Source organism: Paraburkholderia hiiakae (assembly GCF_904848665.1).
GTDB classification, from domain to species: domain Bacteria; phylum Pseudomonadota; class Gammaproteobacteria; order Burkholderiales; family Burkholderiaceae; genus Paraburkholderia; species Paraburkholderia hiiakae.
Genome location: NZ_CAJHCQ010000001.1, coordinates 788,523 through 810,863 on the forward strand (window position 1 = coordinate 788,523; position 22,341 = coordinate 810,863).

Sequence of the window (22,341 nt, forward strand, 5' to 3'; positions counted from 1 at the left end):
GCGCGCGCCACTCCCGCATGCGAGCCTTCCGGAGAATCCCATGTCGCTTGCCGTGGTGCGCAGCCGCGCGCCGGCTGCTGGCCGCGCGCCCGAAGTCACCGTAGAAGTCCATCTCGCCAACGGGCTGCCGTCGTTTTCCATTGTTGGGCTGCCCGATCTCGAAGTGCGCGAAAGCCGCGAACGCGTGCGCGCCGCGCTCTCGAACTGCGGCTTCGATTTCCCGGTGAGGCGCATTACCGTCAACCTCGCGCCCGCTGATTTGCCCAAGGAATCAGGCCGCTTCGATCTCCCGATCGCGCTGGGCATTCTCGCGGCGAGCGGGCAGCTTCCGGCTGCGGCGCTCGCGCACCGCGAGTTCGCGGGCGAGCTTTCGCTCACCGGCGCCGTGCGGCCGATGCGCGGTGCGTTCGCCATGGCATGCGGCACCGCCCGCGCGCATAAGGAGGGCACAGCGCGTGCTGACGATGAGGTAACGTCCAGTCACGACGCCATAGCCGAAAGCGACATCCTTCGGATTCCTGATACTGAGACTGACGAAGCAAAGCTCGCGCTCGCCTATGCGCCGCGCGAGCGCTCAGCCATGCCCGAGCTTTATCTGCCCGCACAAAACGCGGTCGAAGCGGCGCTCGTGCCGGGTGTCGCGGTGTACGGCGCGGCAGACCTGCGCTCGCTCTGCGCGCACCTTGCGGGCGCCGATCCCGAAGCGCGCCTCGCACCCGTGCGTGCGAGCGCCCTCGACGCCGCACCCACCGCCGCTCCCCTCGATATGGCCGACGTGGTGGGTCAGCGCGGCGCGCGCCGCGCGCTCGAAGTCGCCGCAGCCGGCGGTCATCATCTGTTGATGGTCGGGCCGCCAGGCGCTGGCAAGTCGATGCTCGCCGCGCGCCTGCCCGGACTCCTGCCCCTCATGACCGACGATGAAGCGCTAGCCTCCGCCGCCCTGCTCTCGGCCAGCGCGATCGGCTTCACCCCGCAGCAGTGGCGGCAGCGGCCGTTTCGCGCGCCGCATCACTCGTCGAGCGCAGCCGCGCTGATCGGCGGGCGCAATCCGCCGCAACCGGGCGAGATCACGCTTGCGCACTTAGGCGTCCTATTCCTCGATGAGCTGCCCGAGTTCGACCGCCACGTGCTCGAAACGCTGCGCGAGCCGCTCGAAGCGGGCTCGATCACGATTTCGCGCGCCGCGTGGCAAACCGACTTCCCGGCCGCGTGTCAACTGGTTGCCGCGATGAACCCCTGTCCGTGCGGCTGGCGCGGCGACCCCGCAGGGCGCTGCCGCTGCACGCCCGAAAGCGCCGCGCGCTATTTGCGCAAGCTCTCGGGGCCGCTGTTGGACCGCATCGACATCCAGATCGAGATTCCCGCGCTGCCGCCCGCCGAACTGGCCGCTCGCGCCAGCACGAGTGCCGAACCGAGCGCCGCGATCGCCGAGCGCGTACAGGCGGCGCGCGACCGTCAGTTGGCGCGCCAGGGCACAACCAATCGCGAGTTGACCGGCCGGGAAACCGACGCGGTCTGCCAGCCGGACGCCGCAGGTGTTGCGCTGCTGGGCGAAGCGGGCGAGCGCTTCGGCTGGTCGGCGCGCGCGCACTACCGGGTGCTCAAGGTCGCGCGCACGATTGCCGATCTCGCCGGCGCGCCCATGCCCGAAGCCGCGCACGTGGCGGAGGCCGTGCAGTACCGGCGCGTTTTTGCCGAGCGTTAGCCAGGCGCCGCGCGAGTTTCACAGGAGAACACCGTCTCGCGTGCGCCTCCGGGGAAGGTGAATAGCGCCAATAAATCTAAGTCAAGACTTGACTTATGCACATTTCGTCGTATTGACCCCGGATTTGTTCATCGTTCGCATGACGCTTGGGCCGGTTTGATAACCCATTGATTCTTCTGACTTTCTGGATCTACAGAAAAGCGGTAAAAACTAACAGAAAGCCCACAGGACGGCCCTTTCCGGCCAACGCGGCATTGTTTTCCACAAAGTTACCCACAGCTCCTGTGGGTAACCGGTAAACCCTCAATCAAATCCGGTAATTAGCGTGTTTACCTGCAGCGCAACTTTCACTTCGACCGGCAAACGCCCGCAGCAGCGTGGACGAAACATCGCTACGCAAGGTGTGCTGCGGACTCCCAAAGCTCAGTACAGCTTGAAAGATCCGAAGAACTGGTCGATCTGCTCGACCGGTGGCTCGGTGCGCCCGACGATCGCCACCTGGTAGGCGCGCGCGCCCTTCGCGACGAGCCGCGCGTGAATCATGCGCGACTCGCCGCCCGCGCCCGCCTTGCCGGCCATGCGTATTTCCACGCCCTCGACCGAGCCGCCCGTTGCGAGCGGCACCGCCACTGCGTGCGCGTCGGCCGGCGCGCCTACGTTGCGCGCGAGGCCCGCGCGCAGGAAATCGAGCGCCTTTTGCTGCGTCGCGGGCTGCGCGTCGGGCAGGTCGAGCGTGCCGACCACGAACACGTCGCCGGCGACTTCGGCCGTCTGCACGCGCATGCGCATCGCCGTGCCGTTCACGTCGATGCGGCGCTCGTCCTTGTCCGGCTTGGCCGGCAGGTCGACGGAGTAGCCGCTCGCGTCGTTCGAAACCGTGCGCCAGTCGTAGGTGGGCGAGCAGGCAGCCAGCGCGAGGGCCGCGGCGAGTATGCCCAGCGCCGTCACGCGGGCAGGAACGAAGGCGCGCATCGCCAGGTTCAACGGGAGACGGGCACGGCGAAGGATGTCCAGGACCATGGGGCGCGGTTCGTCACAGAAGTGAAAGGTGCGCGACATTATCCGTCGGCGCATACCCGGATGTTGTTTCGCAACCGCTATGCCGGGAAATTCGGCGCTACAATGCTTTGGCTCAACACCTGCGTCCTTCGGCGCACGAGGCAAGGCTCATGACCGCTGCATCCCCGAATTCCTCGAACTCGCGCTCCGGCGCACTCATGCGCATTGGCGCGGCGGTGGTCGTCGTCGCGATCGCCGTGGCCGGCTACTTCGCCTTCTTCGGCAGCCAGCAGCGCGTACCGGACGCCACCTTCACGCTCCTGTCCGGCCAGAAGGTCTCCACGAGCGACCTCAAGGGCAAGGTCTACCTCGTCAACTTCTGGGCGACGAGCTGCACCACCTGCATGGCGGAAATGCCGAAGATGGTCCAGACCTATAACCGCTTCAAGGGCGAAGGTCTCGAGTTCGTAGCGGTCGCGATGAACTACGATGCGCCGATGTACGTGGCCAACTACGCGCAAACGCGTCAGCTGCCGTTCAAGGTGGCAATGGATGATGGATCGGCCGCCAAACAGTTCGGCAACGTCCAGCTCACGCCCACCACTTTCGTGATCGGCCGCGACGGCAAGATTCTCAAGCGCTACGTGGGCGAGCCGCAGTTCGCGGAGCTCGACCAGCTTCTTCAGAAGGCGCTGGCGACCTGACAGGCGGCCCCGATAGCCGATAGGTCGCCAGGCCGACAGCCAACAAAAAAGCAGCGGAAAAACCGCTGCTTTTTTTACGCCTGCACGCCCCGCAACGCGTCGCGAATCGAAGCTAACCCTCGCCGCGCGCAACCAGCCCATAGCGGCGAATCTTCTCGTACAGCGTGGCCTTCGCCATCTGCAGCCGCTCGGCGGCCTGGGCGACCGCCCCACTGCTCTGCTGAAGCGCGTCCGCGATTAGCGCGCGTTCGTATTGCTCCACGCGCTCCTTGAGCGGCAGCGCGCCGTCGTCGGCGGCCGCCGCGCCTGCCGAAAGATCGTCGGGAATCCCAAGCACCCGCCGGTCCGCCGCGTTGCGCAGTTCGCGCACGTTGCCTGGCCAGTCGCGCTGGGCGAGGCGCATGCGGTCGCGCTCGGTGAGGAGCGGCGCGGGCCGCTGGTAGCGCACCGCCGCGTCGAGCAGAAAATGCTCGAACAAAGGCACGATGTCCTCGCGGCGTTCGGCGAGCGGCGGCAGCGCGATCGTCACGACGTTCAGCCGGTACAGCAAGTCGCGCCGGAAGATCCCCGCCGCGACGTGCTCGCTCATGTCGCCCTTGGCCGCCGCGACCACGCGCAAGTCAGCGCGCACCGGCTGGTTCGAGCCAAGGCGCTCCAGCACGCCGTCCTGCAGCACGCGCAGCAGTTTCACTTGAAGCGAGAGCGGCATGCTCTCGATCTCGTCGAGAAAGAGCGTGCCGCCGCTCGCGTGCTCGAGCTTGCCGATCCGGCGTTTGGCCGCGCCCGTGAACGCGCCCGCCTCGTAGCCGAACATCTCCGACTCGAACATCGGTTCGGGCAGCGCGCCGCAGTTCACGGCGACGAACGGTTTGTCATGGCGCGGCGAAAGTTCGTGAAGGCTGCGCGCGATCAGCTCCTTGCCCGCGCCGGTGTCGCCGTTGATGAGCACCGAAGCGTCCGTGGGCGCGACGTTCGCGATGAGCTTGCGCACCTGGTCGATGGCCGGACTCTTGCCGATGATGCGCGGCGCGAGCGTGTTCTGCCCCGCCAGCTCGCGGCGCAGCGCGAGGTTTTCGAGCACGAGCAGGCGCCGCTCCAGCGCGCGCCGCACCGTTTCGATCAAGCGCTCGGAGGCGAACGGCTTCTCGATGAAGTCGTACGCGCCGTCGCGCATGGACTGCACGGCCATCGAGATATCGCCGTGGCCCGTCACGAGGATGATGGGCACCTCGGGCGCGCGCTCGTGACACTGCGCAAGGAGATCGAGCCCGCTCATGCCCGGCAGACGAATATCGCTCACCACGACGCCCGCGAAGTCGGCGTCGATCAGCGGCAGCGCGCTTTCCGCGTTGGCGAAACCGGCGGCGTCGAAGCCCGCGAGCTGCAGGCTTTGCACGCCCGCGCGGCGCACGAGTTCGTCATCCTCTACGTAAAGCACCCGGCCGGGCGACATGTTCACCATGTTCGTTCGTCATCCTGATTCATGAGCGTGCTTTAGAGCGCTTCATTGCAACCCCGCCTCACGCGCCGCGCTCGCGGCATCCGCACGCGCGCGGCGCAGCATCAGCACGAAGCGCGCGCCGCCTTCCGGTGCGTTGCTCGCCGTGAGCGAGCCGCCGCAATCACGCGCAATCGACGAGGAAATCGCGAGTCCAAGGCCGAGCCCCTGCCCCATTTCCTTCGTCGTGAAAAACGGCTCGAAGAGGCGCGGCAGCACATCTTCTGGAATGCCCTGCCCATTGTCGCTCACCGCGATCGCGAGCGTTGCCGCGCTCGCCTGAACGTCGATCGCAATGCGCGGCGACGGCACGCCCGCCACGGCATCGAGCGCGTTGCCGAGCACGTTGATGAGCACTTGTTCAAGCCGCAAGTCGTCGGACTGAGCGCTCAGGTCCGTGTACTCGGAATCCAGATCGAGCGGCACCGGCGGCGCGCCGTCTTCCGTCAACGTGAGATCCACGCGCACGCCGTCGAGCCGCTTGCCGAGCAACGCGAGCGAGTTGCGCAGCGCGCGGGCAACCGGCGCGCGCGCGCTCCTCGGCCGCGCACGCCCGACGAATAGCTTGAGCTGGTTCACGATCTTGCCCATGCGCTCGGTGAGCGAGCCGATCGCTTCCAGGTTTTCGGTGGCCGCCGCGTACTGGCCGCGCTCGAGAAACACGCGCGTGTTGTCCGAGAAGCTGCGCAGCGCCGCCAGCGGCTGGTTCAGTTCGTGCGTGATGCCCGCCGCCATCTGGCCGAGTGCCGCCAGCTTGCTGGCCTGAATCAGCTCGTCCTGGGTCGCGCGCAGTTCTGCCTCGGTGCGCGTGCGCTCCGCCACCTCGCGCTGCAGATGCTCGTTCGCCTGCGAGAGATCGGCGGTACGCTCGGCCACGCGCTCGTTGAGCATCGCGTAGGCCTTTTGCAGCATCGCGCGGCTGCGCATCACTTCCTTCACGCGCGCACGCCGCATGCGCCAGTAGAAACCAAAGAGGCACAGCGAGACGTAGCCGAAGCCCGTCATGATGGTCGCGTTGCGCGAGGCGTCGAGCACGGGGTCGATCGACGACATGGTGACGAGATGCCAGTCGGGCTCCCCGAGCGAGCGGCGCGTTTCCAGGTAGCGCGGCGCGCGTAGGCCCGCCCCCATGCGCACGATGTCGGCGTCACCCGGCAACACGCGCTCGACGCTTGCCGGCAGCGGCGCGATCGGCTCGCTCGCATACTGGCGCGTGGCGTCGATCGAGGCGACGACAGCCGGCGGCAGCGGGCGCACCGTGCGGTACTTCCACGCGGGCACCGAGGAGAGAAAGATCACGCCGTGATCGTCGGTCACAAGCAGCGGCTCCGAGGCATCGGTGCCCGGAAACCATTCGAGATTGAGCTTCACCACGGCCACGCCGACGATCTTGCCGTCGCGTCGCACCGGCTGCGACACGTAGTAGCCGGGATCGTGCGAGATCGTGCCGATGCCGAAGAAGCGGCCCACGCCGCCCTGCATCGCGTCGATGAAATACGGCCGGAAGCGGTAATCCACGCCGACGAAGCTATCGGGGTCGCGCCAGTTGCTGGCCGCGATGCTCATGCCGTCGGCGCGGATGATGTAGGTCGTCGTGGCGCGCGCGTGGCGGTTCACGTCCTCGAGATAGCGGTTCGCGGCGGCCACCCACTCGGGCCGCGGATCGACGAGCACGTCCTGCACGAGCGGATGCTCGCCGACGATATAGGGCAGCGAGTCGTAGCGCTCGAGCGTGCTCTTGAGCGAAGCCGCGGTGCGGTCGCCGCGCACGGCGGCGTTGCGGCGCAGCGCGTCGATGCCGGCCTGCCACGTGAGCGCCCACGTCAGCGCGCAGACCGCGACAAGACCGGCTGCGAGCGCGAAGAAGATGATGAGGCGGCGCGTCACGTGAGCGGCTTCCAGACGGTCAAGGGGGGATGAGGGAGATTGTGGCACACGGCCGCGCCAGGGCGTCCGGGGCGTCCGGGGCGGACAGCGGGCTTCGGGTGCACTGGCCAACGTGCAGCCAGGTCGGTCCGGGACAACAAAAACGGGCGGCGCTCACGCAGGGGAAACGCTCGCGCCGCCCAGCGGCTATGGCCGCGAAACAGGGGGTGAAGCTACATCGGCGGGCGGCGCGCGCCTCACGGCTTGCGCGCGGCCGCCCAGCGCGGCTTACGCGCCCGCGCTTTCCTTCATCTCTTCGACCTCGCCGGACAGCACGGCGCGCAGCTTGTTGCGGTCGAGTTCCTTCTCCCATGCCGAGACCACGACCGTTGCCACGCCGTTGCCGACGATGTTGGTCAGCGCACGGCACTCGCTCATGAAGCGGTCGATGCCGAGAATCAGCACCATGCCCGAGAGCGGAATGGTCGGCACCACGGCCAGCGTCGCCGCGAGGGTGATGAAGCCCGCGCCGGTCACACCGCTCGCGCCCTTCGAGGTGAGCATCGTCACCGCGAGCAACGTGAGCTGCTGGGTCCACGTGAGGTCCGTGTTGGTCGCCTGGGCGATGAAGAGCACCGCCATCGTCATGTAGATGTTGGTGCCGTCGAGGTTGAACGAGTAGCCGGTCGGCACCACGAGGCCCACCACCGAGCGCGAGCAGCCAAGGCGTTCGAGCTTCTGCATCAGTTGCGGCAACGCCGATTCCGACGAACTCGTGCCGAGCACGATCAGCAACTCTTCCTTGATGTAGGAAACGAAGCGAATGATCGAAAAGCCCGTGAAGCGAGCGATCGCGCCGAGCACGACGAGCACGAACACGATCGACGTGAGGTAGAACGTGCCGATGAGTTTGAGCATCGGGATGAGCGAGCCCACGCCGTACTTGCCGATGGTGAACGCCATCGCGCCGAACGCGCCGATCGGTGCGAGCTTCGTGACGATCTTCACGACGCCGAACAGCACGCCCGAGATGCCGTCGATGAACTCGGTCACCACGCGGCCGCGCTCGCCCAGTTGCGTGAGCACTGCGCCGAACAGCAGCGCGATCAGCAGGATCTGCAGAATTTCGCCTTGTGCGAACGCCGAGGTGAGCGTGTCCGGAATGATGTGCATCAGGAAGTCGACGCTGCTCTGGCCGTGCGCCTTTTCGGCGTAGCTGGCCACGGCCTTGGCGTCGAGCGAATGGACGTCGACGTTGAAGCCCGCGCCGGGTTTGAGTACGTGCGTGGCGATGAGGCCAAGCACGAGCGCGAAGGTCGAGACGATCTCGAAGTAGAGCAGCGCCTTGCCGCCCACGCGGCCCACCTTCTTCATGTCCTCCATGCCGGCAATGCCGGTCACGACCGTACAGAAGATGATCGGCCCGATCACCATCTTGATGAGCTTGATGAAGGCGTCGCCGAGCGGCTTCATGTCGATGCCGAGGGCGGGCCAGTAATGGCCCAGGATCACGCCGATGACGATCGCCACGATCACCTGGAAGTAGAGGACTTTGTGGAGAGGTTTCTTCACGATGGTTCCCGCAAATGAGTTAAGCCAATGGCCGAACGAAGCTGGTTCGGGCCGCGACAGGACGAAACTGGGGATCAGCGAAACCGGAAGATGGGATCGGACATCGGCTGTCTCCTTGCTGTTTTTTTGTCGCGGCCTGGGTGGCCGCGTGTTCTTAATTGCAAGGAGAATGCCAGCGAGCACTAACGCTCATATCGTTGATTTATAAGGATTTTTATCCAACAAACAAAGGCGCGAATCTGGTTTTCCAGAATCGCGCCCTATGGCTGTTTGGATTTCCAGAAACGGCGGGTGCGCCGCGTCAGCCCCGCCCCTTCCACGGCACGAGGCGCTTTTCGAGCGCGCGCATGCCCAGGTCGAAGCCCCAGGCGATGAGCCCGATCAGCACGATGCCCATCACCACGACATCCGTGCGTAGAAAGCTCGACGCGTTGAGCACCATCTGGCCCAGGCCCGCCGTCGCGGCGACCATCTCGGCGGCCACGAGCGTGGTCCAGCCAAAGCCGATGGCGATACGCAGGCCCGTGAGGATCTCCGGCAACGCGGCGGGCAGCACGACGAAGCGCACGATCTGCGCGAAGCCGCCGCCCAGCGACGCCGCCGCGCGGATCTGCTCGACGCTCGCGCTCTTCGCACCGGCGCGCGCGGCCATCGCGATGGGCGCGAAGCAGGCGAGCCAGATCACGACGATCTTGGCCGTCTCGTCGATGCCGAACCAGATCACCACGAGCGGCAGGTAGGCGAGCGGCGGCAGCGGCCGGTAGAACTCGAGCGGTGGATCGAGCAGGCCGCGCGCAACGCGCGACACGCCCATCAGGATGCCCACGGGAACGGCCGTCGCCACCGCGAGCAGGAATGCGCCGAACACGCGCAGCGCGCTCCAGAACAGATGCTCGGAAAGCGGCAGGCCGCCCTGGATGCGGCCATGCCAGGCGTCGGTGAAGGCCTGCCAGACGGCTTCGGGCGTTGGCAGGAAGAGCGGCGGCAGCCAGTGCAGGTGCGTGGCGAGCCACCAGAGCAGCGCGAGCGCCGCCACCGAGGCCGCGCTCAGCGCAGCGGTCGGGCCTTCGCCGGGCATGCGCCAGACTTTCGAGCGGGCGGCTTGCCCGTCACGCGCCTCGCCAGCGTGGGGCAACGCGCGACGCGCCTTCAGCGCGACTTCTCTCAACGATTCCTGCGGCACGCTCATACCGGCTCCTCGTGTGCGAGCGCGTCCGCGTGCAGCAAATCCACCAGCCGCTCGCGCCACGCAATGAATTCCGGCGACGACTTCACCGCGCGCGCGTCGCGCGTGGCGAGATACTGGCGCGCGAACGGCACCTCGTACTCGCGCTCGATACGGCCCGGCCCCGGCGTCATGACCACGATGCGCGTCGCGAGAAAAAGCGCCTCCTCCACGCTGTGCGTGATGAAGAACACCGTCTTCTGCGTGCGCGCCCAGACGTCGAGCACGAGCGTTTGCACCTGCTCGCGCGTCATGGCGTCGAGCGCGCCCATCGGCTCGTCCATCAGCAAAATCTGCGGGTCGCTCGCGAGCGCGCGTGCAATGCCCACGCGTTGCTGCATGCCGCCCGAGAGCGCATACACGCGTTCGCGCGCCTGCGCTTCAAGCCCCACGAGTGCAAGCTGCTCGCGCGCGATGCGCTCGCGCTGCGCCCTCGGTACGCGCCGAAAACGCAGGCCCAGCGCGACGTTGTCCAGCACGTCGAGCCACGGCAGCAGCGCATGCTTCTGGAACACCACGCCACGCTCTGCTCCCGGGCCCTCCACGCGCGCGCCGTTTACGCGCACCTCGCCTTGCGCGGGTTCGATGAAGCCCGCAATGCAGTTGAGCAACGTGGTCTTGCCGCAGCCCGAAGCGCCGAGCGCCACGACGAACTCGCCACTCGCCACTTCGAGGTTCACGTTCGCGAGCGCGACGTTCGGCGGCGCACCGCGTCGCGCGCCCTCATAGATGACGGTGAGATCGCGGATCGCGAGCGCGCTCATCGGTTGCTCCTTGGGTTCAGTGCGCAGCGGCGCGCTGCACATACTGCGGATCGACGCCCACCGAGTAATCGGGCAGCACGTTCTGGATCGTGCCCTGCTCTTTGAGGAAGGTCGCCGTGGCGAGCAACGACTGCGCCGCACCCGACTGTGCGCCGCCGCCCAGCCATTGCTTCGAGGCCTGCTCGGCGGGCGTGGGGAAGGCGTAGAGCGCGAGGCTCGCGGGCACTTCGGCGGCATTCGCACCCGACTCCTTCGCTACGGCCTGCACCTGCGGCGAAGTCGCGTTCCACGCGCTGCGATGCGCGCTGTAATCGGCATCGGCGGCGGCCAGCACCTTGACGAACTTCGCGACGAAATCGGCGTTGTCCTTCGCAAAGCGCTTGTCCACGACGAAGCCGTCGAAGGTCGCCTTGCCGGTGGCCTTCGCCACCTGGCCCGAAGTAATGAGCACCTTGCCGTTCTTCTTCACCTGCGCGAGCACGGGGTCCCAGATATAGGTCGCGTCGATGTTGCCGCGCTGCCAGGCGGCCGCGACTTCGGGCGGACGCAGGTTGACGATCTTCACATCGGCGGGATTCACGCCCGCGTTCTGCAGTGCGACGAGCGCGTGAAAGTGCGAGGTCGAGACATACGGCACGCCGATCGTCTTGCCTTTGAGGCCCGCGATGCTCGTTACGCCCGAACCGTCGCGCGCGACGAGCGCCTCGGCGTCGTTGATGTTGTCGAGAATCCAGAAGAGCGAGAGATCCACGCCTTGTGAAAGGCCCGCTGCGATCGGGCTCGAACCGGCCTCGCCGAGCTGCACCGAACCCGAGGCGAGTGCGCGGACCACGTCGGCGCCGCTCGCCAGCTTGCGGTAGGTGACCTTGTAGCCCGTTTCCTTCTCGACTTCGCCCGTCGCCTGCGCGTAGCGCCACGGCACCACCATGTCCTGATACGCGATCACGACCTCGCGCGTTTCGGCATGCGCGCGCGGCGCGCCGAACGTGGCTGCGAGGCAGACGGCGGCCAATGCAACGGCGGCGATGTGCGGGCGGCGTGCGAATGCAGGGATAGCGCGTGGGTTCATCGAGAGACTCCGGCGGAACGACGTTCGAGTGAATGAAGGTTCCGACTATAGGGAGTCTGGCGGCGGGTGGTTCTAACTTATCAGCGTTAGCTAATGACGCTGCTGAAGCATTGCTTTTCGCGCTTGAATGGATGGTGTCGGGATGGCTGCATGACACGCGCTGTTCGAGCGCGGCGCATAGCAAAAAGCCCGCTTTTCAGCGGGCTTTTCGTGTTGCGTGCTTGCAAGAAGCGGGGGACTGTTTAAACCACCCCTGCCCCATGCGCCTGCAGATCGGCGTGATAGCTCGAGCGCACCATCGCGCCAACGGCCGCGTGCGTGAAGCCCATCTTGTAGGCCTCTTCCTCGTACATCTTGAACGTGTCGGGATGCACGTACGAACGGACCGGCAGGTGATGCTCCGAAGGCTGGAGGTACTGGCCGATCGTCAGCATGTCGACGTCATGCGCGCGCAGGTCGCGCATCACCTGAAGAATTTCCTCTTCGGTTTCGCCAAGGCCCACCATCAGGCCCGACTTCGTCGCGACTTCGGGATGCAGTGCCTTGAAGTCCTTGAGCAGCTTGAGCGAGTGCGCGTAGTCCGAACCGGGACGCGCTTCCTTGTAGAGGCGCGGCACCGTCTCGAGGTTGTGGTTCATCACGTCGGGCGGCGCGGCGTTGAGAATGCCGATCGCGCGGTCCAGACGGCCGCGGAAGTCCGGCGTGAGAATCTCGATACGCGTTTCGGGCGATTGTTCGCGCACCTGGCGGATGCACTCCACGAAGTGGCCGGCGCCGCCGTCACGCAGGTCGTCGCGGTCCACGCTCGTGATCACGACGTACTTGAGCTTGAGCGCACCGATGGTGCGCGCGAGGTTCGCCGGTTCGTCCGGATCGAGCGGATCGGGGCGGCCGTGGCCCACGTCGCAGAACGGGCAGCGGCGCGTGCACTTGTCGCCCATGATCATGAACGTCGCGGTGCCCTTGCCGAAGCATTCGCCGATGTTCGGGCAGCTCGCTTCCTCGCACACCGTGTGCAGGTTGTGCTCGCGCAGGATGTTCTTGATTTCGTAGAAGCGCGAGTTGCCCGTGGCCGCCTTCACGCGGATCCAGTCAGGCTTCTTGAGCTTCTCGATAGGAATGACCTTGATCGGAATGCGCGAGGTCTTGGCCTGCGCCTTCTGCTTTGCGGTGGCGTCGTAGGGAACGGCGTCGGCATGGGTGCCAGCGGAGTTCGCAGCGGGGTTCGCAGTTACGTCAGTCATGCTTTCGATCCAGTCAGGCCGCCGGTGCAACGCCAGCCTGCGGTTGCGGCGGTTGCCCGCCTGGGGCCGCATGGGCGGCCGGGTCCACTGCAGCCGCTTCGGCTGAAGGGTCTGTGGCAGCCGCTTCGGCTACCGTTAGAAGTGTTGCTGCGTGCGCCGCGAGATTCGCCTCGAGCCGCGCCGCCAGCGTGGCGGCCACATCGCGCCAACTCGCCGCCACACCCAGCGTGGCCATGTCGACGGTTTCGAGACCGGCGTATCCACACGGATTGATCGCGAGAAATGGGTTCAGATCCATCGACACGTTCAGGCTCACGCCGTGATAGCTGCAGCCGTTGCGGATCTTCAGCCCGAGGGCGGCGACTTTCGCGCCCGTGTGCGCGGCGCTCGCGCCGCTGGCGTCTTGCGGCACGTAAATGCCAGGCGCGCCGGCCTTGCGCTCGCCCGCGAGATTATACGCCGCGAGTGTTTCGATCACCGCGTCCTCGATGAGCGTGACGAGCTCGCGCACCATGAGCTTCCGGCGCCGCAAGTCGAGCAGCAGGTAGGCCACCACCTGGCCCGGACCGTGATACGTGATCTGGCCGCCGCGATCGATCTGCACGAGCGGGATGCCGCTGTTCTCAACCAGCAGGTGCTCGGGCTTGCCGGCCTGGCCAAGCGTGAACACTGGCGGATGCTCGACGAGCCAGATTTCGTCGGACGTATTCGCGTCACGGGCTGCCGTGAACTCGCGCATGGCATCGAAGCTCGTCTGATACGCCTCGTTGCCGCGCCAGCGCACGACGATGAGCGAATTTGCCGGTTGGCAGTCGGCCGCGGTTGTACCGGGGTCCGAAGGAATTTGCGAGGATGAAACCGGGGTGGCGCACATGATTCCGCGAGTTTACCGAATTCGGGACAAGCGCGCCGGGCATGCTGCGGATAACGGCGGCGGTGGGTTGCCCTCCCACCGCCGCGTTTGAACGATCGGCCATAAGGCCAAACCGAGGGTCAAACCGTGCGCCAGCCGTCGCCGATGTGAACGCCTGCGCGCTGTGCGGCGCGTGCGGCGAGATCGACCACGCGCTCACCCAGGCGCGCCGGCGCCGCGAACCCCACCCAGGCGGGCGCGCCGCCTTCTGCGCCGATCCACAGGCGCTCGCCGCGGCGCAGCCGCAGCGTGTGGCCGGGTTCGAGCCAGTAATCGGCGGTGTCGTCGCTGCGCGTGACCCAGACGGTGCCGCACTTCACGGTCAGCCGCGTGCTGCGCGTGACGCGCACAGAAGCCGTTTGATCGGCCGCCACTTCAAACGTGATATCCGAAGAAATTTCTCTCATTTTCGACTCCGAATGACCTGCTCCGATGGCTACAATCGTAGACACCATAAGGGGTCGAGCAAAACGATCAATTTTCACGGCTATGTGAGAAAAAATACGATATGGATCTGCGCCAGCTACCCGCGCTGAATGCGCTCAAGGCCTTCGAAGCCGCCGCCCGCCACGAAAGCTTCTCGCGCGCCGCCGACGAACTCTTCGTCACGCACGGCGCCGTGAGCCACCAGATCCGCGCGCTCGAGGCGGAGCTGGGCGTGGCGCTCTTCGCGCGCGACGGCAAGCGCGTGCGCGTGACCGACACCGGCCGCCGCTACGCCGGCCAGGTGCGCGACGCGCTCAACCAGCTCGCGCACGCCACCCAGGAAATTCGCGCAGGCGACCGCGACCGGCGGCTCGTGGTGTCGATGCTGTCGTCGTTCGCGGCGCGCTGGGTCACGCCACGCATCGGCCGCTTCATCGAGGCGCATCCGCAGTGGGACGTCGAGCTGCAATCCACGAATTCGCTCACCGACTTCGCGCGCGACGATGTCGATGTCGCCATCCGCTTTGGCTACGGGCACTATCCGGGGCTGCATGCCGAGCTGCTGCTCGACGAGATCTTCTTTCCGGCCTGCTCGCCCGATTTCAACGGCGGCAAGCTGCCGAGCGACCCGCGCGAGCTCGCGAAACTGCCGCTACTGCGCTCGGACGACGAACTCTGGCGCCCCTGGTTCGACGCCGCGGGCCTCGAGGACCTGCCCGAACCGAAGCGCGGCGTGCTCTACCAGGACTCGTCGAACCTGCTGCAGGCGGCCATGGACGGCCAGGGCATCGCGCTCGTGCGCCGCTCGCTCGCCATGCACGAGATCACGCTCGGACGCCTCGTGCGCCTCATCAAGGACGTCGACGGGCCGAGCCCTTGGCGCTACTACTTCATCTGCCCGCCGCAACGCATGCAGACCGAGCGCGTGCGGGCCTTTCGCGACTGGGTGTTCGACGAGGTCGCGCGCTTTCGGCGGCTCTACGAGGACGCCTGCGAAGCCGGTCCGCTGATGACGGCCGCCGCGGCGGCTCAACGCGCACGGTTGGGCGACGTGCCCTGAAACGCAAGCCCTGGAGGCAACGAGGGCCGCGTATGGCGGCCCTCGTCGTTCGAATCACTACCGGCGAAGCGCCAACGCTTACAGCACGATCTTCACCATCGGATGCCCAGTGAGGGCACGATAGATGTCGTCGAGGTGCGCCTGGCTTGTGGCGCGCACCGTCACGGTGAGGCCCGTGTAGTTGCCGCCGCTCGAGGGACGCGTCTCGATGGTCGTCGCGTCGAAGCCGCCGTCGAATTCGCGCAGCACCGTCACGATGGTGTCCTGGAATTCCGGATGCGTCTTGCCCATCACCTTGATCGGGAAGTCGCAGGGGAATTCGATCAGCGATTCTTTCGCTTCGGGGTTGCTTGTCTGCTGTGTCACGTTCGTCACGTTCATTTCTCCACTACCTGTAGCTCGGCGGCCGCTGCTCGCACAGCCTCCGCCTCGCGTTGCTTCGCGCGCTGATACGCCGCATAAAGCGCCGCGTAAACCGGGCCCGGCTTGCCGCCGCCCACCGGCTTGCCGTCGAGCGCGACGACCGCCAGCACTTCCTTCGTTGCCGAGGTCACGAGAATTTCGTCCGCTTGGCGCAGTTCGGCCTCGGCCACTTCACGGGCTTCGAAACGCACGCCGCACTCCGCGGCCAGTTCCTCGATCAGGCCGTACCGTATGCCTTCGAGAATGCGGTTGCTGCGCGGCGGCGCAAAGAGCGCGCCGCCCTTCACGACCCACACATTCGCCGACGATGCCTCGGTCAGCCAGCCGTCGCGCAGCTGGATCGTCTCGAACGCGTCGTTTTCCGCTGCGTGCTGCGCCATCAGCACGTTGCCGAGCAGCGAGGTCGACTTGATGTCGCAATTCAGCCAGCGTTTGTCTTCAGCGCTCACGCAGCGCACGCCGTGCTCGCGGTGCGCCTCGCCCGGCAGCTTGAGCGGATTGACCATCGCGAACACGGTGGGCGTGGCCGCTACGGGGAACGCGTGGCCGCGCGGCGCGACGCCGCGCGTGACCTGCACGTAGAAGTTGGCGTGAGCATCCCGCGCGAGCGCGCCCGCCGCTTCGTTCGCCTCGATCAGGCGCGCGACGAGCGCGCGCCAGCCCGCTTCGTCGAACGGATTCGCAATGCCGACCTTCTCGAGCGAGCGCTTGAGCCGCGCGAGATGGTGCGCCATGCGAAACGGCACGCGCATGTTGCCCTCACCACCGGCCGCGTTGAGCGCATAAACGGGCACGACCTCGTAGATGCCGTCGCCGAAGATGAAGCCGCGATCGAGCACGGGAATACGCGCTTCTGAAAGCGGCGTGAACTCACCGTTGAGCCAGACGAGCGGCTCGGCGGCTTGCGTCGCCGCTTGCGCCGCTGAAGTACCCGTCATCACTTCTTCTTGTTGACCATGAGCATGAGCGAATCCCACACGCGGCCAACGATACCGGCTTGGGGCACGGCTTCGAGCGCGACGAGCGGAATCTGCGCAAGCACCTTGCCGTCCGCGCCCACGAACTTCGCCGTGCCAACCTGCTGGCCAACCGCGAGCGGCGCGATCAGCGGGCTGTTGAGTTCGACCTGCGGCTTGGCCTTGTCGGCGGCGCCCTTGGGCAGCGTCACGTACTGGTCCTTCTGTACGCCGACCTTCACGGCGTCGAGCGTGCCCTTGTAGACGCGCGGCGTCGCGACTGCCTGGTTCGCCTGATAGATACGCGTCGTGTCGTACGCGCTATAGCCGTAGTTCAGCATCTTCAGGCTGTCCTGCACGCGGTCGTGTTCCTTCTGCTCGCCCATCATCACCGAGACGAGACGGCGGTTGCCGCCGCCCGCGAGCGGACGCTTGGCCGACGCGATCAGGCAGTAGCCCGCGGCTTGCGTGTGGCCGGTCTTCAGGCCGTCGACCGTCGGGTCGATCCACAGCAGGCGGTTGCGGTTCGGCTGCTTGATGTTGTTGTACTTGAATTCCTTGACCGAGAAGATGTCGTAGTACTCGGGAAAATCGCGGATCAGACGCGCGGAAAGCGTGGCGAGGTCGCCGGCCGTCGTGTAGTGATTCGGGTCGGGCATGCCGTTCACGTCGGCGAAGTGCGTGTGCGCCATGCCGAGCTTCTGCGCTTCGGCGTTCATCATGTTGACGAAGTTCGCTTCGCTGCCGCCCACCAGTTCGGCAAGTGCGATAGCCGCGTCGTTGCCCGACTGGATGATCATGCCGTACACGAGGTCGTGCACCGAGACGGGCTTGTTCGCTTCGATGAACATGCGCGACTCGTCGTTCTTCACGCGGCGCACGGCTTCGCTCGGCGTGACGATCTGATCCATCGTGATCTTCTTGCTCTGCAGCGCCTCGAACACGAGGTACGCGGTCATGAGCTTCGTGAGCGATGCGGGCTCGACGCGCTCATCGGCATTGCCGGATGCGAGGACCTGGTTCGCGGTGGCGTCGACGAGCACCCACGAGCGTGCATTCACGCCAGGAGGCGGCACCTGCGCGAACGCGCTCGCGCTCGCCAGGAGCGTGGCGGGCAAGAGCGCTGCGAGCGTGACATTGCGAACGATGGAAGAAGGAACGAAAGAAGACGGTTGGCCGGAGGAGAGAAAACGCATAGGTTCAGGTCGGGCTGAATGGGGACGGGATGAGCGTAGCGCGCCATGCGGCGCACGGTCGGAGAAAGCCGGAATGCGGGTGCCGTGCACGCGCCGATCGCAGCGCAGCAAGCACAAAATTGGCGAACATTATACGCGCCACGTCGTGGCGAATTTTCGCGATGTCACACGTTTGCGCATACCTGTCGTGCATTTTTCGCGCATTTCTCTCGCCGTACGCCAGTGACTGACGGCTTGCATCGGGCCCCGAAAGATAGACGAAACATCGGGGCCCGATGCGAATGAAATATCAGCGCCAGGCTTCGACGATGATGCGCTTCAGGATATGCAGCTTGCGATGCAGGAAGTGTTCTGCCCCCGGAATCACGACGATCGGCAATTCCTGCGGGCGCGCCCATTCGTACACCGAGACAATGGGCACGGTGTCGTCGAGTTCGCCGTGGATCACGAGCGTGTCGTCGCGCACCGGCGCGACTTCCCAACGGCTTGCAGCGGTGCCGACGAACACCATGCGCTCGATCGCGCCGCCGGCTTCCAGATAGCGCTTCGCAACGTGCGAAAGCACGAAGGTGCCGAAGGAAAAGCCCGCGAGCACGAGCGGCACGTCGGCCTGGCCCGGTTGCGCGCGCATATACGCGAGCAGTTCGAGCAGATCGTCCTGCTCGCCGATGCCGTCGTCGTGCGTGCCCGCCGTTTCGCCGACGCCGCGAAAGTTCGAGCGATATGTCGTGTAGCCGAGTTGCACCAGCGTGCGTGCGAGCGTTTGCGCGACCTTGTTGTCCATCGTGCCGCCAAAGAGCGGATGCGGATGCGCGACGAGCGCAATGCCGCGCGGCGTCGTGCCTGCGTCGGGCAAGTCGAGCGCGCATTCGATCTTGCCGACGGGACCGTCGATCTGGAATTTTTGTGTCTGGGCGTTCATCGTGCGGCAGTCCTTATTGGCCGTGCATTGGGTCGATCAGCGATCGATTTTCAGGCGCTCGACCACCTGCCCGTTCTGCAGATGCGAGACGACGATTTCGTCGATGTCGCTCTCGTCGATATACGTGTACCACGTGCCTTCCGGATACACGACGACGGCCGGGCCCTCCTCGCAGCGGTCGAGGCAACCCGCCTTGTTGATGCGCACCTGTCCCGGCCCTGCGAGGCCAAGCTGCTTCACGCGCTTTTTCGCGTACTCCTGCATGGCTTGCGCATTGCAATTCGCGCAGCTCGGGCGGTCCGCGCCTGGGTCGCGCTGGTTCAGGCAGAAAAAGACGTGGTACTTGTAGAACGAATCGGTCATGGCGTGGGGCACCGGTGAGTGTCGTGCAGTGAGCGCAGGCTTGCTGAAAGCGTGTGGCCCGCCAGAGGCATTGCATGCATTGCGTGTGCGCGGGCGTGGCTGCGCGGCGATCCGGTCGATTATAGCGAGCGCGGCGTGAACGCTCAGGCGAGCGCCGCGCGTCCTCACGCGTCGTGGCGAGCGCGCTTCGCGGCCCGGCGCGCGCGCCGCACGAGCCACGCGCGTTCGAGCGAGAACGCAGTCCACGCGAGCGCGGCCCAGGGCCACGTCCATGCGAGCCAGCGCGCGAGGCCGTTGAAGTGCAAATAGCGGCCCTGCCGCCAATCCGCGAGCACGACGTCGAAATACGGGTTCACGGGCAGCACATTCACGAACACGAGGGCCACAGCGAGCGCAAGCGTCGCCGCCGCAGCGCGCACAGCGCGCGGCAGACGCAATGCAAGAAACGCGAGCAACGTGCCCCACACGAGGCCCGCAAGCGCCCCCGGTGTCGCCCAGTCGAAGATGAGCCCGCTTTGCGACTGCAGAAAGGTCGCGCCCACCTTGACGATGAGCGTCACCGCAATGAGCGCGATGACGAGCCGCGCGCGCGGCGCGCGCGCTCGCATGGGGAGCGTCGCGAACGCCGCTGCGCCGAACAGGTTGAGCGTCGTGACGATCGCTTCCCAGCCGCTATCGGGCAGGCGCGCGGCGAGCATGTCGGGCAGCGTGCGCAGATGCCAGGCGGCGGGCGTCCAGGCGAGCACGACGTCCTGCATCGAGCCGTCGAGGCGCAGCCACAGCGCGCGCGCCCACTCACCCAGGCCAAAGAGCCGCGGCGTGGGGTACATCGTCGCGAACGGCCAGAGCGCCGCGAGCACCATCAAGACGGCCGCGTCGCGCTCGAACCAGCGAAAGCGCAGGCGGCGCAGGAAGCCGCGCTCTAGTAGCGCGCCGGTGGCGGGCGCCGCCACGAGCGCGCCGAGCAATGCGCCGAGTGCATTCGAGGCGAGATCGAGATTGGACGCCACGCGCGTGGGCAGCCAGGTCTGCACGGCCTCCATCACGCCCGAGAGCAGCGTGCCCGCAACCGCGGCGAGCAGCACCGCGCGCAAGCCTCGCCAGCGCGGCCACGCGGCAAGCACGACGAGCGCGCCGAACGGCATGTAGCCGAGCACGTTGGTGACGATGTCGAAAACTGTCCAGTAGCGCGGCCACGGATCGCCGAGATAGGCGAAGGGACCCAGGCCGAGCGAGCGCCAGCCGGAGAACGGATACCACGAGCCGTAGACGATCAGCGCCGTGTAAAGCGCGAGCGACTGGCGCGAGAGCGTCGAGGCCAGGCGCGGCAGGGGCTCGCGGGTGGCGGTCGGCGGTGGGGGTGTCGATGGCGTCGCGGGCGCGGGTGTAGCAGCGTCAGCGCGCGGAGCGGGCGTGTCGCCGCTGGCGATCGCGCCGCGCTCGTCGCCTGCGCTCTGACCACTGCTTTGGCCACCCTCGTCGCCGTCCGTCGCGCGCCGCCCGCCATGCGGGGCACGCAGCCGGAGCCGTCCCGCTTCGATCATGCCGCTATCCTGCCCTTGCCCCCAATGCCGCGCCGCGCGCCGCCATCGCGCAGCGCCGGTATGCGCCCCTCAATGTGCCGCTCAAGGCGTGCCCGCGAAGGACTGCGTGCTCAGCCACGCGCCCAGCTGGTTCGCAAAATCGTCGCTGGCTGCCTGCAACGCATGCACGCCGCCTGCGGCGTCCGGCGTGGCCGCCGGTGCGCGCGTGGCGAACGAGCGCTGCGCCAGCACCTTGCCGCCCTGCATGAGCGTTGCGCGCGCGGCCAGTACGCCTGCGCTTTGCGTCGGGCTCTCAAATACCTGTTCGAACTCATACAGTTCGACCTTGAGCACCGGCGCCTGCACGGCGTCCCCGCCCGCGAGCACCGTCGCATAGGCGCCAAGCGACGTGCGCAGGCGCTCCGTGAGCAACCGCGCGGGCGACATCATCCAGCGGCTGTTCGCGTAGCGCGCCGTGCGCTGAGAGTCGAAACTCATCCGGTAGAGGATGCCGTCGTTGTCGAGCGGCGGTGGCGCGTTGACCGCGAGCACTTTCAGCAGCGGCTTGGCGCCTGACGCGGCGGGAGCGGCTTGAGCACCCTGAGCACCCTGCGCCTCCTGCGACGACTGCAGCCCGAGGTCGTAGCGAACATCGTTGATCGAACCCGGATTGCCCGCGCAAGCGGCCAGAAGCGCACCGAGCGCAAGCGCCGCCAGCCAGGCTGAGCCGGCCGCTGCGGCGCGTTGCATCGATCGTGGCAGGCGTGATGTGCGTGACATTGCGTTTCCTTCTTTGGCGCGCGGCGGATGCGCCGCGCGTAAGTGCATCGAATGGTGTCGCGTACGGCCGTAAGACTGTGGCGCGGACTACCTCGCCCCCGCAGCGGACGGCCACGCAAAGCCCGGCTCGCCGGGCCCGGGCGCGGGCTGCGGCGCGCCGCCGAACAGCACACTGCGCGGGCTCGTGCTGAAGGTGCCCGCCGCGCGGTCCACGGCGCGCATGGCCGAGCGCACGTCGTCGGTGAGCGAATCGACGCGTGGCAGCGTGTCGTAGCCCACGCGCGCCGAAAGGTCCTGAATCGAGACATCGATCGAGCTGAGCGCCGCGCCCGCTTGGGCCGCCGCCGTGCCGGCCTTGTTCAGGTTGGTCTGGAACGGGCCATCCGGACGGTTCATGCTGGTGATGAGCGTGTTGGTCGATTGCAGCGTGTGCTGCAGCTCGGTCACCGCGCCGGGCAGTTGCTTCGTGGTGGGCTGGAGCTGCTGGGCGAGCACGTTCACGCTGCTCGCGGCCTGCTGCAGGCTGCTCACGGCCTGCATCACCTGCTTGCGGTTGTCTTCGGAGAGCATTGCGTCGATGTCGCTGGCGATGTTGTCGAGCTTGCGCAGGAGCGCGTCGCCGCGGCGCTGGAGCTGGTCGAGCAGGCCCGGGCGCAGCGGCAGCTCGGCCACATGCGCCGCGTTCGAATGCAGCGGCGAGAGGTCCACGCCGTTGTCGTCGAGTTGCACGAAGGCGATGCCCGTCACGCCCTGCAGCGCGAGCGAGCCGAAGGTGGAGCGCGTCATCGGCGCCTTCTGGTCGACGAGAATGCGAATGCGGATCTGGCCCGGATGCTGGGTATCGAACTTGATCGACTGCACCTTGCCCACGTCGATACCGCGAAAGCGCACCGCCGCATCCTGATACAGGCCCGTCACACTCGAGCGCGAGATGAGGTCGTACGGCACGCGCACGGTGTGGTCAGCGCTGAAGAAGATGACGACAAGCGCGATCACGATGAGCAGACCTATCGTGAACATGCCCGCCCAGAACGCATGCGGTTTGTTTTCCATCTTCAGATTCCTTCTTTGGCGGCCGCGAGGCGCTGGTTAAGCCGGTTGAGCCGGTCAAGCCGGATACAGGCGTGCGTGGC

General features: G+C 66.7%; 21 protein-coding genes. 3 read left to right on the forward strand and 18 right to left on the reverse strand.

The features are described 5' to 3' along the window. Positions 1-40 precede the first annotated feature (40 nt). Positions 41-1,705 (forward strand): YifB family Mg chelatase-like AAA ATPase, encoded by a 1,665-nt coding sequence (locus JMY28_RS03415; protein ID WP_201694480.1) that lies wholly within the window; start codon positions 41-43, stop codon positions 1,703-1,705. A gap of 423 nt (positions 1,706-2,128) precedes the next feature. On the opposite strand, the gene JMY28_RS03420 is transcribed toward JMY28_RS03415, so the two are convergent. Then, the gene (locus tag JMY28_RS03420) at positions 2,129-2,725 is read right to left on the reverse strand and encodes a hypothetical protein (protein WP_236596664.1); all 597 of its coding nucleotides are present in this window, start codon (positions 2,723-2,725) and stop codon (positions 2,129-2,131) included. Between the two features lie 197 nt (positions 2,726-2,922). Between JMY28_RS03420 and JMY28_RS03425 the strand changes: the two genes are divergently transcribed. Then, a complete protein-coding gene (locus JMY28_RS03425) occupies positions 2,923-3,408 on the forward strand; it encodes a TlpA disulfide reductase family protein (protein WP_407945465.1) in 486 nt (161 codons plus the stop codon). Between the two features lie 112 nt (positions 3,409-3,520). Here the strand turns inward: JMY28_RS03425 and JMY28_RS03430 are convergent, their stop codons facing one another. From JMY28_RS03430 to JMY28_RS03470, 9 genes are all read right to left on the reverse strand, one after another. Beyond that, entirely contained in the window at positions 3,521-4,861 is a 1,341-nt protein-coding gene (locus tag JMY28_RS03430) for a sigma-54-dependent transcriptional regulator (protein WP_201694607.1), read from the reverse strand. A gap of 51 nt (positions 4,862-4,912) precedes the next feature. After that, positions 4,913-6,841, reverse strand: coding sequence for a sensor histidine kinase (locus tag JMY28_RS03435; protein ID WP_407945459.1), 1,929 nt, complete (start codon positions 6,839-6,841; stop codon positions 4,913-4,915). Positions 6,842-7,060: 219 nt separating this feature from the next. Then, positions 7,061-8,347, reverse strand: coding sequence for a dicarboxylate/amino acid:cation symporter (locus JMY28_RS03440; RefSeq protein WP_201694608.1), 1,287 nt, complete (start codon positions 8,345-8,347; stop codon positions 7,061-7,063). 298 nt (positions 8,348-8,645) lie between these two features. Then, the gene (locus JMY28_RS03445) at positions 8,646-9,533 is read right to left on the reverse strand and encodes an ABC transporter permease subunit (protein WP_201694483.1); all 888 of its coding nucleotides are present in this window, start codon (positions 9,531-9,533) and stop codon (positions 8,646-8,648) included. Continuing rightward, complete coding sequence (locus tag JMY28_RS03450) at positions 9,530-10,333, reverse strand: taurine ABC transporter ATP-binding protein (protein WP_201694484.1); 804 nt, start codon at positions 10,331-10,333, stop codon at positions 9,530-9,532. Before JMY28_RS03450 ends, JMY28_RS03445 begins: the two co-directional genes overlap by 4 nt. Positions 10,334-10,349: 16 nt before the next feature. Continuing rightward, on the reverse strand, positions 10,350-11,402 hold the full coding sequence (gene tauA / locus JMY28_RS03455; protein WP_201694485.1) for a taurine ABC transporter substrate-binding protein: 1,053 nt from the start codon (positions 11,400-11,402) through the stop codon (positions 10,350-10,352). A gap of 242 nt (positions 11,403-11,644) precedes the next feature. Beyond that, a complete protein-coding gene (gene lipA / locus JMY28_RS03460) occupies positions 11,645-12,646 on the reverse strand; it encodes a lipoyl synthase (RefSeq protein ID WP_201694486.1) in 1,002 nt (333 codons plus the stop codon). Positions 12,647-12,659: 13 nt separating this feature from the next. Then, a complete protein-coding gene (gene lipB, locus JMY28_RS03465; protein ID WP_201694487.1) occupies positions 12,660-13,520 on the reverse strand; it encodes a lipoyl(octanoyl) transferase LipB in 861 nt (286 codons plus the stop codon). 119 nt (positions 13,521-13,639) lie between these two features. After that, positions 13,640-13,966, reverse strand: a complete 327-nt coding sequence (locus JMY28_RS03470; RefSeq protein WP_201694488.1) for a DUF2917 domain-containing protein — start codon at positions 13,964-13,966, stop codon at positions 13,640-13,642. Positions 13,967-14,067: 101 nt separating this feature from the next. On the opposite strand from JMY28_RS03470, the gene JMY28_RS03475 reads away from it, so the two are divergent. Next, positions 14,068-15,045, forward strand: coding sequence for a transcriptional regulator GcvA (locus JMY28_RS03475; protein WP_201694489.1), 978 nt, complete (start codon positions 14,068-14,070; stop codon positions 15,043-15,045). A 78-nt stretch (positions 15,046-15,123) separates the two neighbouring features. On the opposite strand, the gene JMY28_RS03480 is transcribed toward JMY28_RS03475, so the two are convergent. The 8 genes from JMY28_RS03480 to JMY28_RS03515 all read right to left on the reverse strand — a co-directional run bounded on the left by JMY28_RS03480 (position 15,124) and on the right by JMY28_RS03515 (position 22,261). After that, positions 15,124-15,426, reverse strand: coding sequence for a DUF493 family protein (locus JMY28_RS03480; RefSeq protein WP_201694490.1), 303 nt, complete (start codon positions 15,424-15,426; stop codon positions 15,124-15,126). After that, positions 15,423-16,406, reverse strand: coding sequence for an aminotransferase class IV (locus JMY28_RS03485; protein ID WP_201694491.1), 984 nt, complete (start codon positions 16,404-16,406; stop codon positions 15,423-15,425). The genes JMY28_RS03480 and JMY28_RS03485 overlap by 4 nt, the downstream gene beginning before the upstream one ends. Beyond that, complete coding sequence (locus JMY28_RS03490) at positions 16,406-17,620, reverse strand: D-alanyl-D-alanine carboxypeptidase family protein (RefSeq protein WP_201694492.1); 1,215 nt, start codon at positions 17,618-17,620, stop codon at positions 16,406-16,408. The genes JMY28_RS03485 and JMY28_RS03490 overlap by 1 nt, the downstream gene beginning before the upstream one ends. A 289-nt stretch (positions 17,621-17,909) precedes the next feature. Next, positions 17,910-18,542, reverse strand: coding sequence for an alpha/beta hydrolase (locus JMY28_RS03495; RefSeq protein ID WP_201694493.1), 633 nt, complete (start codon positions 18,540-18,542; stop codon positions 17,910-17,912). 36 nt (positions 18,543-18,578) lie between these two features. Then, positions 18,579-18,905, reverse strand: coding sequence for a (2Fe-2S) ferredoxin domain-containing protein (locus JMY28_RS03500; RefSeq protein WP_069265095.1), 327 nt, complete (start codon positions 18,903-18,905; stop codon positions 18,579-18,581). 164 nt (positions 18,906-19,069) lie between these two features. After that, on the reverse strand, positions 19,070-20,449 hold the full coding sequence (locus JMY28_RS03505; RefSeq protein ID WP_201694494.1) for a VanZ family protein: 1,380 nt from the start codon (positions 20,447-20,449) through the stop codon (positions 19,070-19,072). A gap of 81 nt (positions 20,450-20,530) precedes the next feature. Continuing rightward, positions 20,531-21,190, reverse strand: coding sequence for an ABC-type transport auxiliary lipoprotein family protein (locus JMY28_RS03510; protein WP_407945466.1), 660 nt, complete (start codon positions 21,188-21,190; stop codon positions 20,531-20,533). A gap of 105 nt (positions 21,191-21,295) precedes the next feature. Continuing rightward, positions 21,296-22,261, reverse strand: a complete 966-nt coding sequence (locus JMY28_RS03515; protein WP_201694496.1) for an MlaD family protein — start codon at positions 22,259-22,261, stop codon at positions 21,296-21,298. Positions 22,262-22,341: the final 80 nt, after the last annotated feature.

What these genes read in the sequence shown, in the direction of transcription:
- JMY28_RS03415 (WP_201694480.1), top strand. Translation starts at nt 41, where the DNA reads ATGTCGCTTGCCGTGGTGCGCAGCCGCGCGCCGGCTGCTGGCCGCGCG.
- JMY28_RS03420 (WP_236596664.1), bottom strand. Translation starts at nt 2,725, where the DNA reads ATGGTCCTGGACATCCTTCGCCGTGCCCGTCTCCCGTTGAACCTGGCG.
- JMY28_RS03425 (WP_407945465.1), top strand. Translation starts at nt 2,923, where the DNA reads ATGCGCATTGGCGCGGCGGTGGTCGTCGTCGCGATCGCCGTGGCCGGC.
- JMY28_RS03430 (WP_201694607.1), bottom strand. Translation starts at nt 4,861, where the DNA reads ATGTCGCCCGGCCGGGTGCTTTACGTAGAGGATGACGAACTCGTGCGC.
- JMY28_RS03445 (WP_201694483.1), bottom strand. Translation starts at nt 9,533, where the DNA reads ATGAGCGTGCCGCAGGAATCGTTGAGAGAAGTCGCGCTGAAGGCGCGT.
- JMY28_RS03450 (WP_201694484.1), bottom strand. Translation starts at nt 10,333, where the DNA reads ATGAGCGCGCTCGCGATCCGCGATCTCACCGTCATCTATGAGGGCGCG.
- tauA (WP_201694485.1), bottom strand. Translation starts at nt 11,402, where the DNA reads ATGAACCCACGCGCTATCCCTGCATTCGCACGCCGCCCGCACATCGCC.
- lipA (WP_201694486.1), bottom strand. Translation starts at nt 12,646, where the DNA reads ATGACTGACGTAACTGCGAACCCCGCTGCGAACTCCGCTGGCACCCAT.
- lipB (WP_201694487.1), bottom strand. Translation starts at nt 13,520, where the DNA reads ATGTGCGCCACCCCGGTTTCATCCTCGCAAATTCCTTCGGACCCCGGT.
- JMY28_RS03470 (WP_201694488.1), bottom strand. Translation starts at nt 13,966, where the DNA reads ATGAGAGAAATTTCTTCGGATATCACGTTTGAAGTGGCGGCCGATCAA.
- JMY28_RS03475 (WP_201694489.1), top strand. Translation starts at nt 14,068, where the DNA reads ATGGATCTGCGCCAGCTACCCGCGCTGAATGCGCTCAAGGCCTTCGAA.
- JMY28_RS03480 (WP_201694490.1), bottom strand. Translation starts at nt 15,426, where the DNA reads ATGAACGTGACGAACGTGACACAGCAGACAAGCAACCCCGAAGCGAAA.
- JMY28_RS03485 (WP_201694491.1), bottom strand. Translation starts at nt 16,406, where the DNA reads ATGACGGGTACTTCAGCGGCGCAAGCGGCGACGCAAGCCGCCGAGCCG.
- JMY28_RS03490 (WP_201694492.1), bottom strand. Translation starts at nt 17,620, where the DNA reads ATGCGTTTTCTCTCCTCCGGCCAACCGTCTTCTTTCGTTCCTTCTTCC.
- JMY28_RS03495 (WP_201694493.1), bottom strand. Translation starts at nt 18,542, where the DNA reads ATGAACGCCCAGACACAAAAATTCCAGATCGACGGTCCCGTCGGCAAG.
- JMY28_RS03500 (WP_069265095.1), bottom strand. Translation starts at nt 18,905, where the DNA reads ATGACCGATTCGTTCTACAAGTACCACGTCTTTTTCTGCCTGAACCAG.
- JMY28_RS03505 (WP_201694494.1), bottom strand. Translation starts at nt 20,449, where the DNA reads ATGATCGAAGCGGGACGGCTCCGGCTGCGTGCCCCGCATGGCGGGCGG.
- JMY28_RS03515 (WP_201694496.1), bottom strand. Translation starts at nt 22,261, where the DNA reads ATGGAAAACAAACCGCATGCGTTCTGGGCGGGCATGTTCACGATAGGT.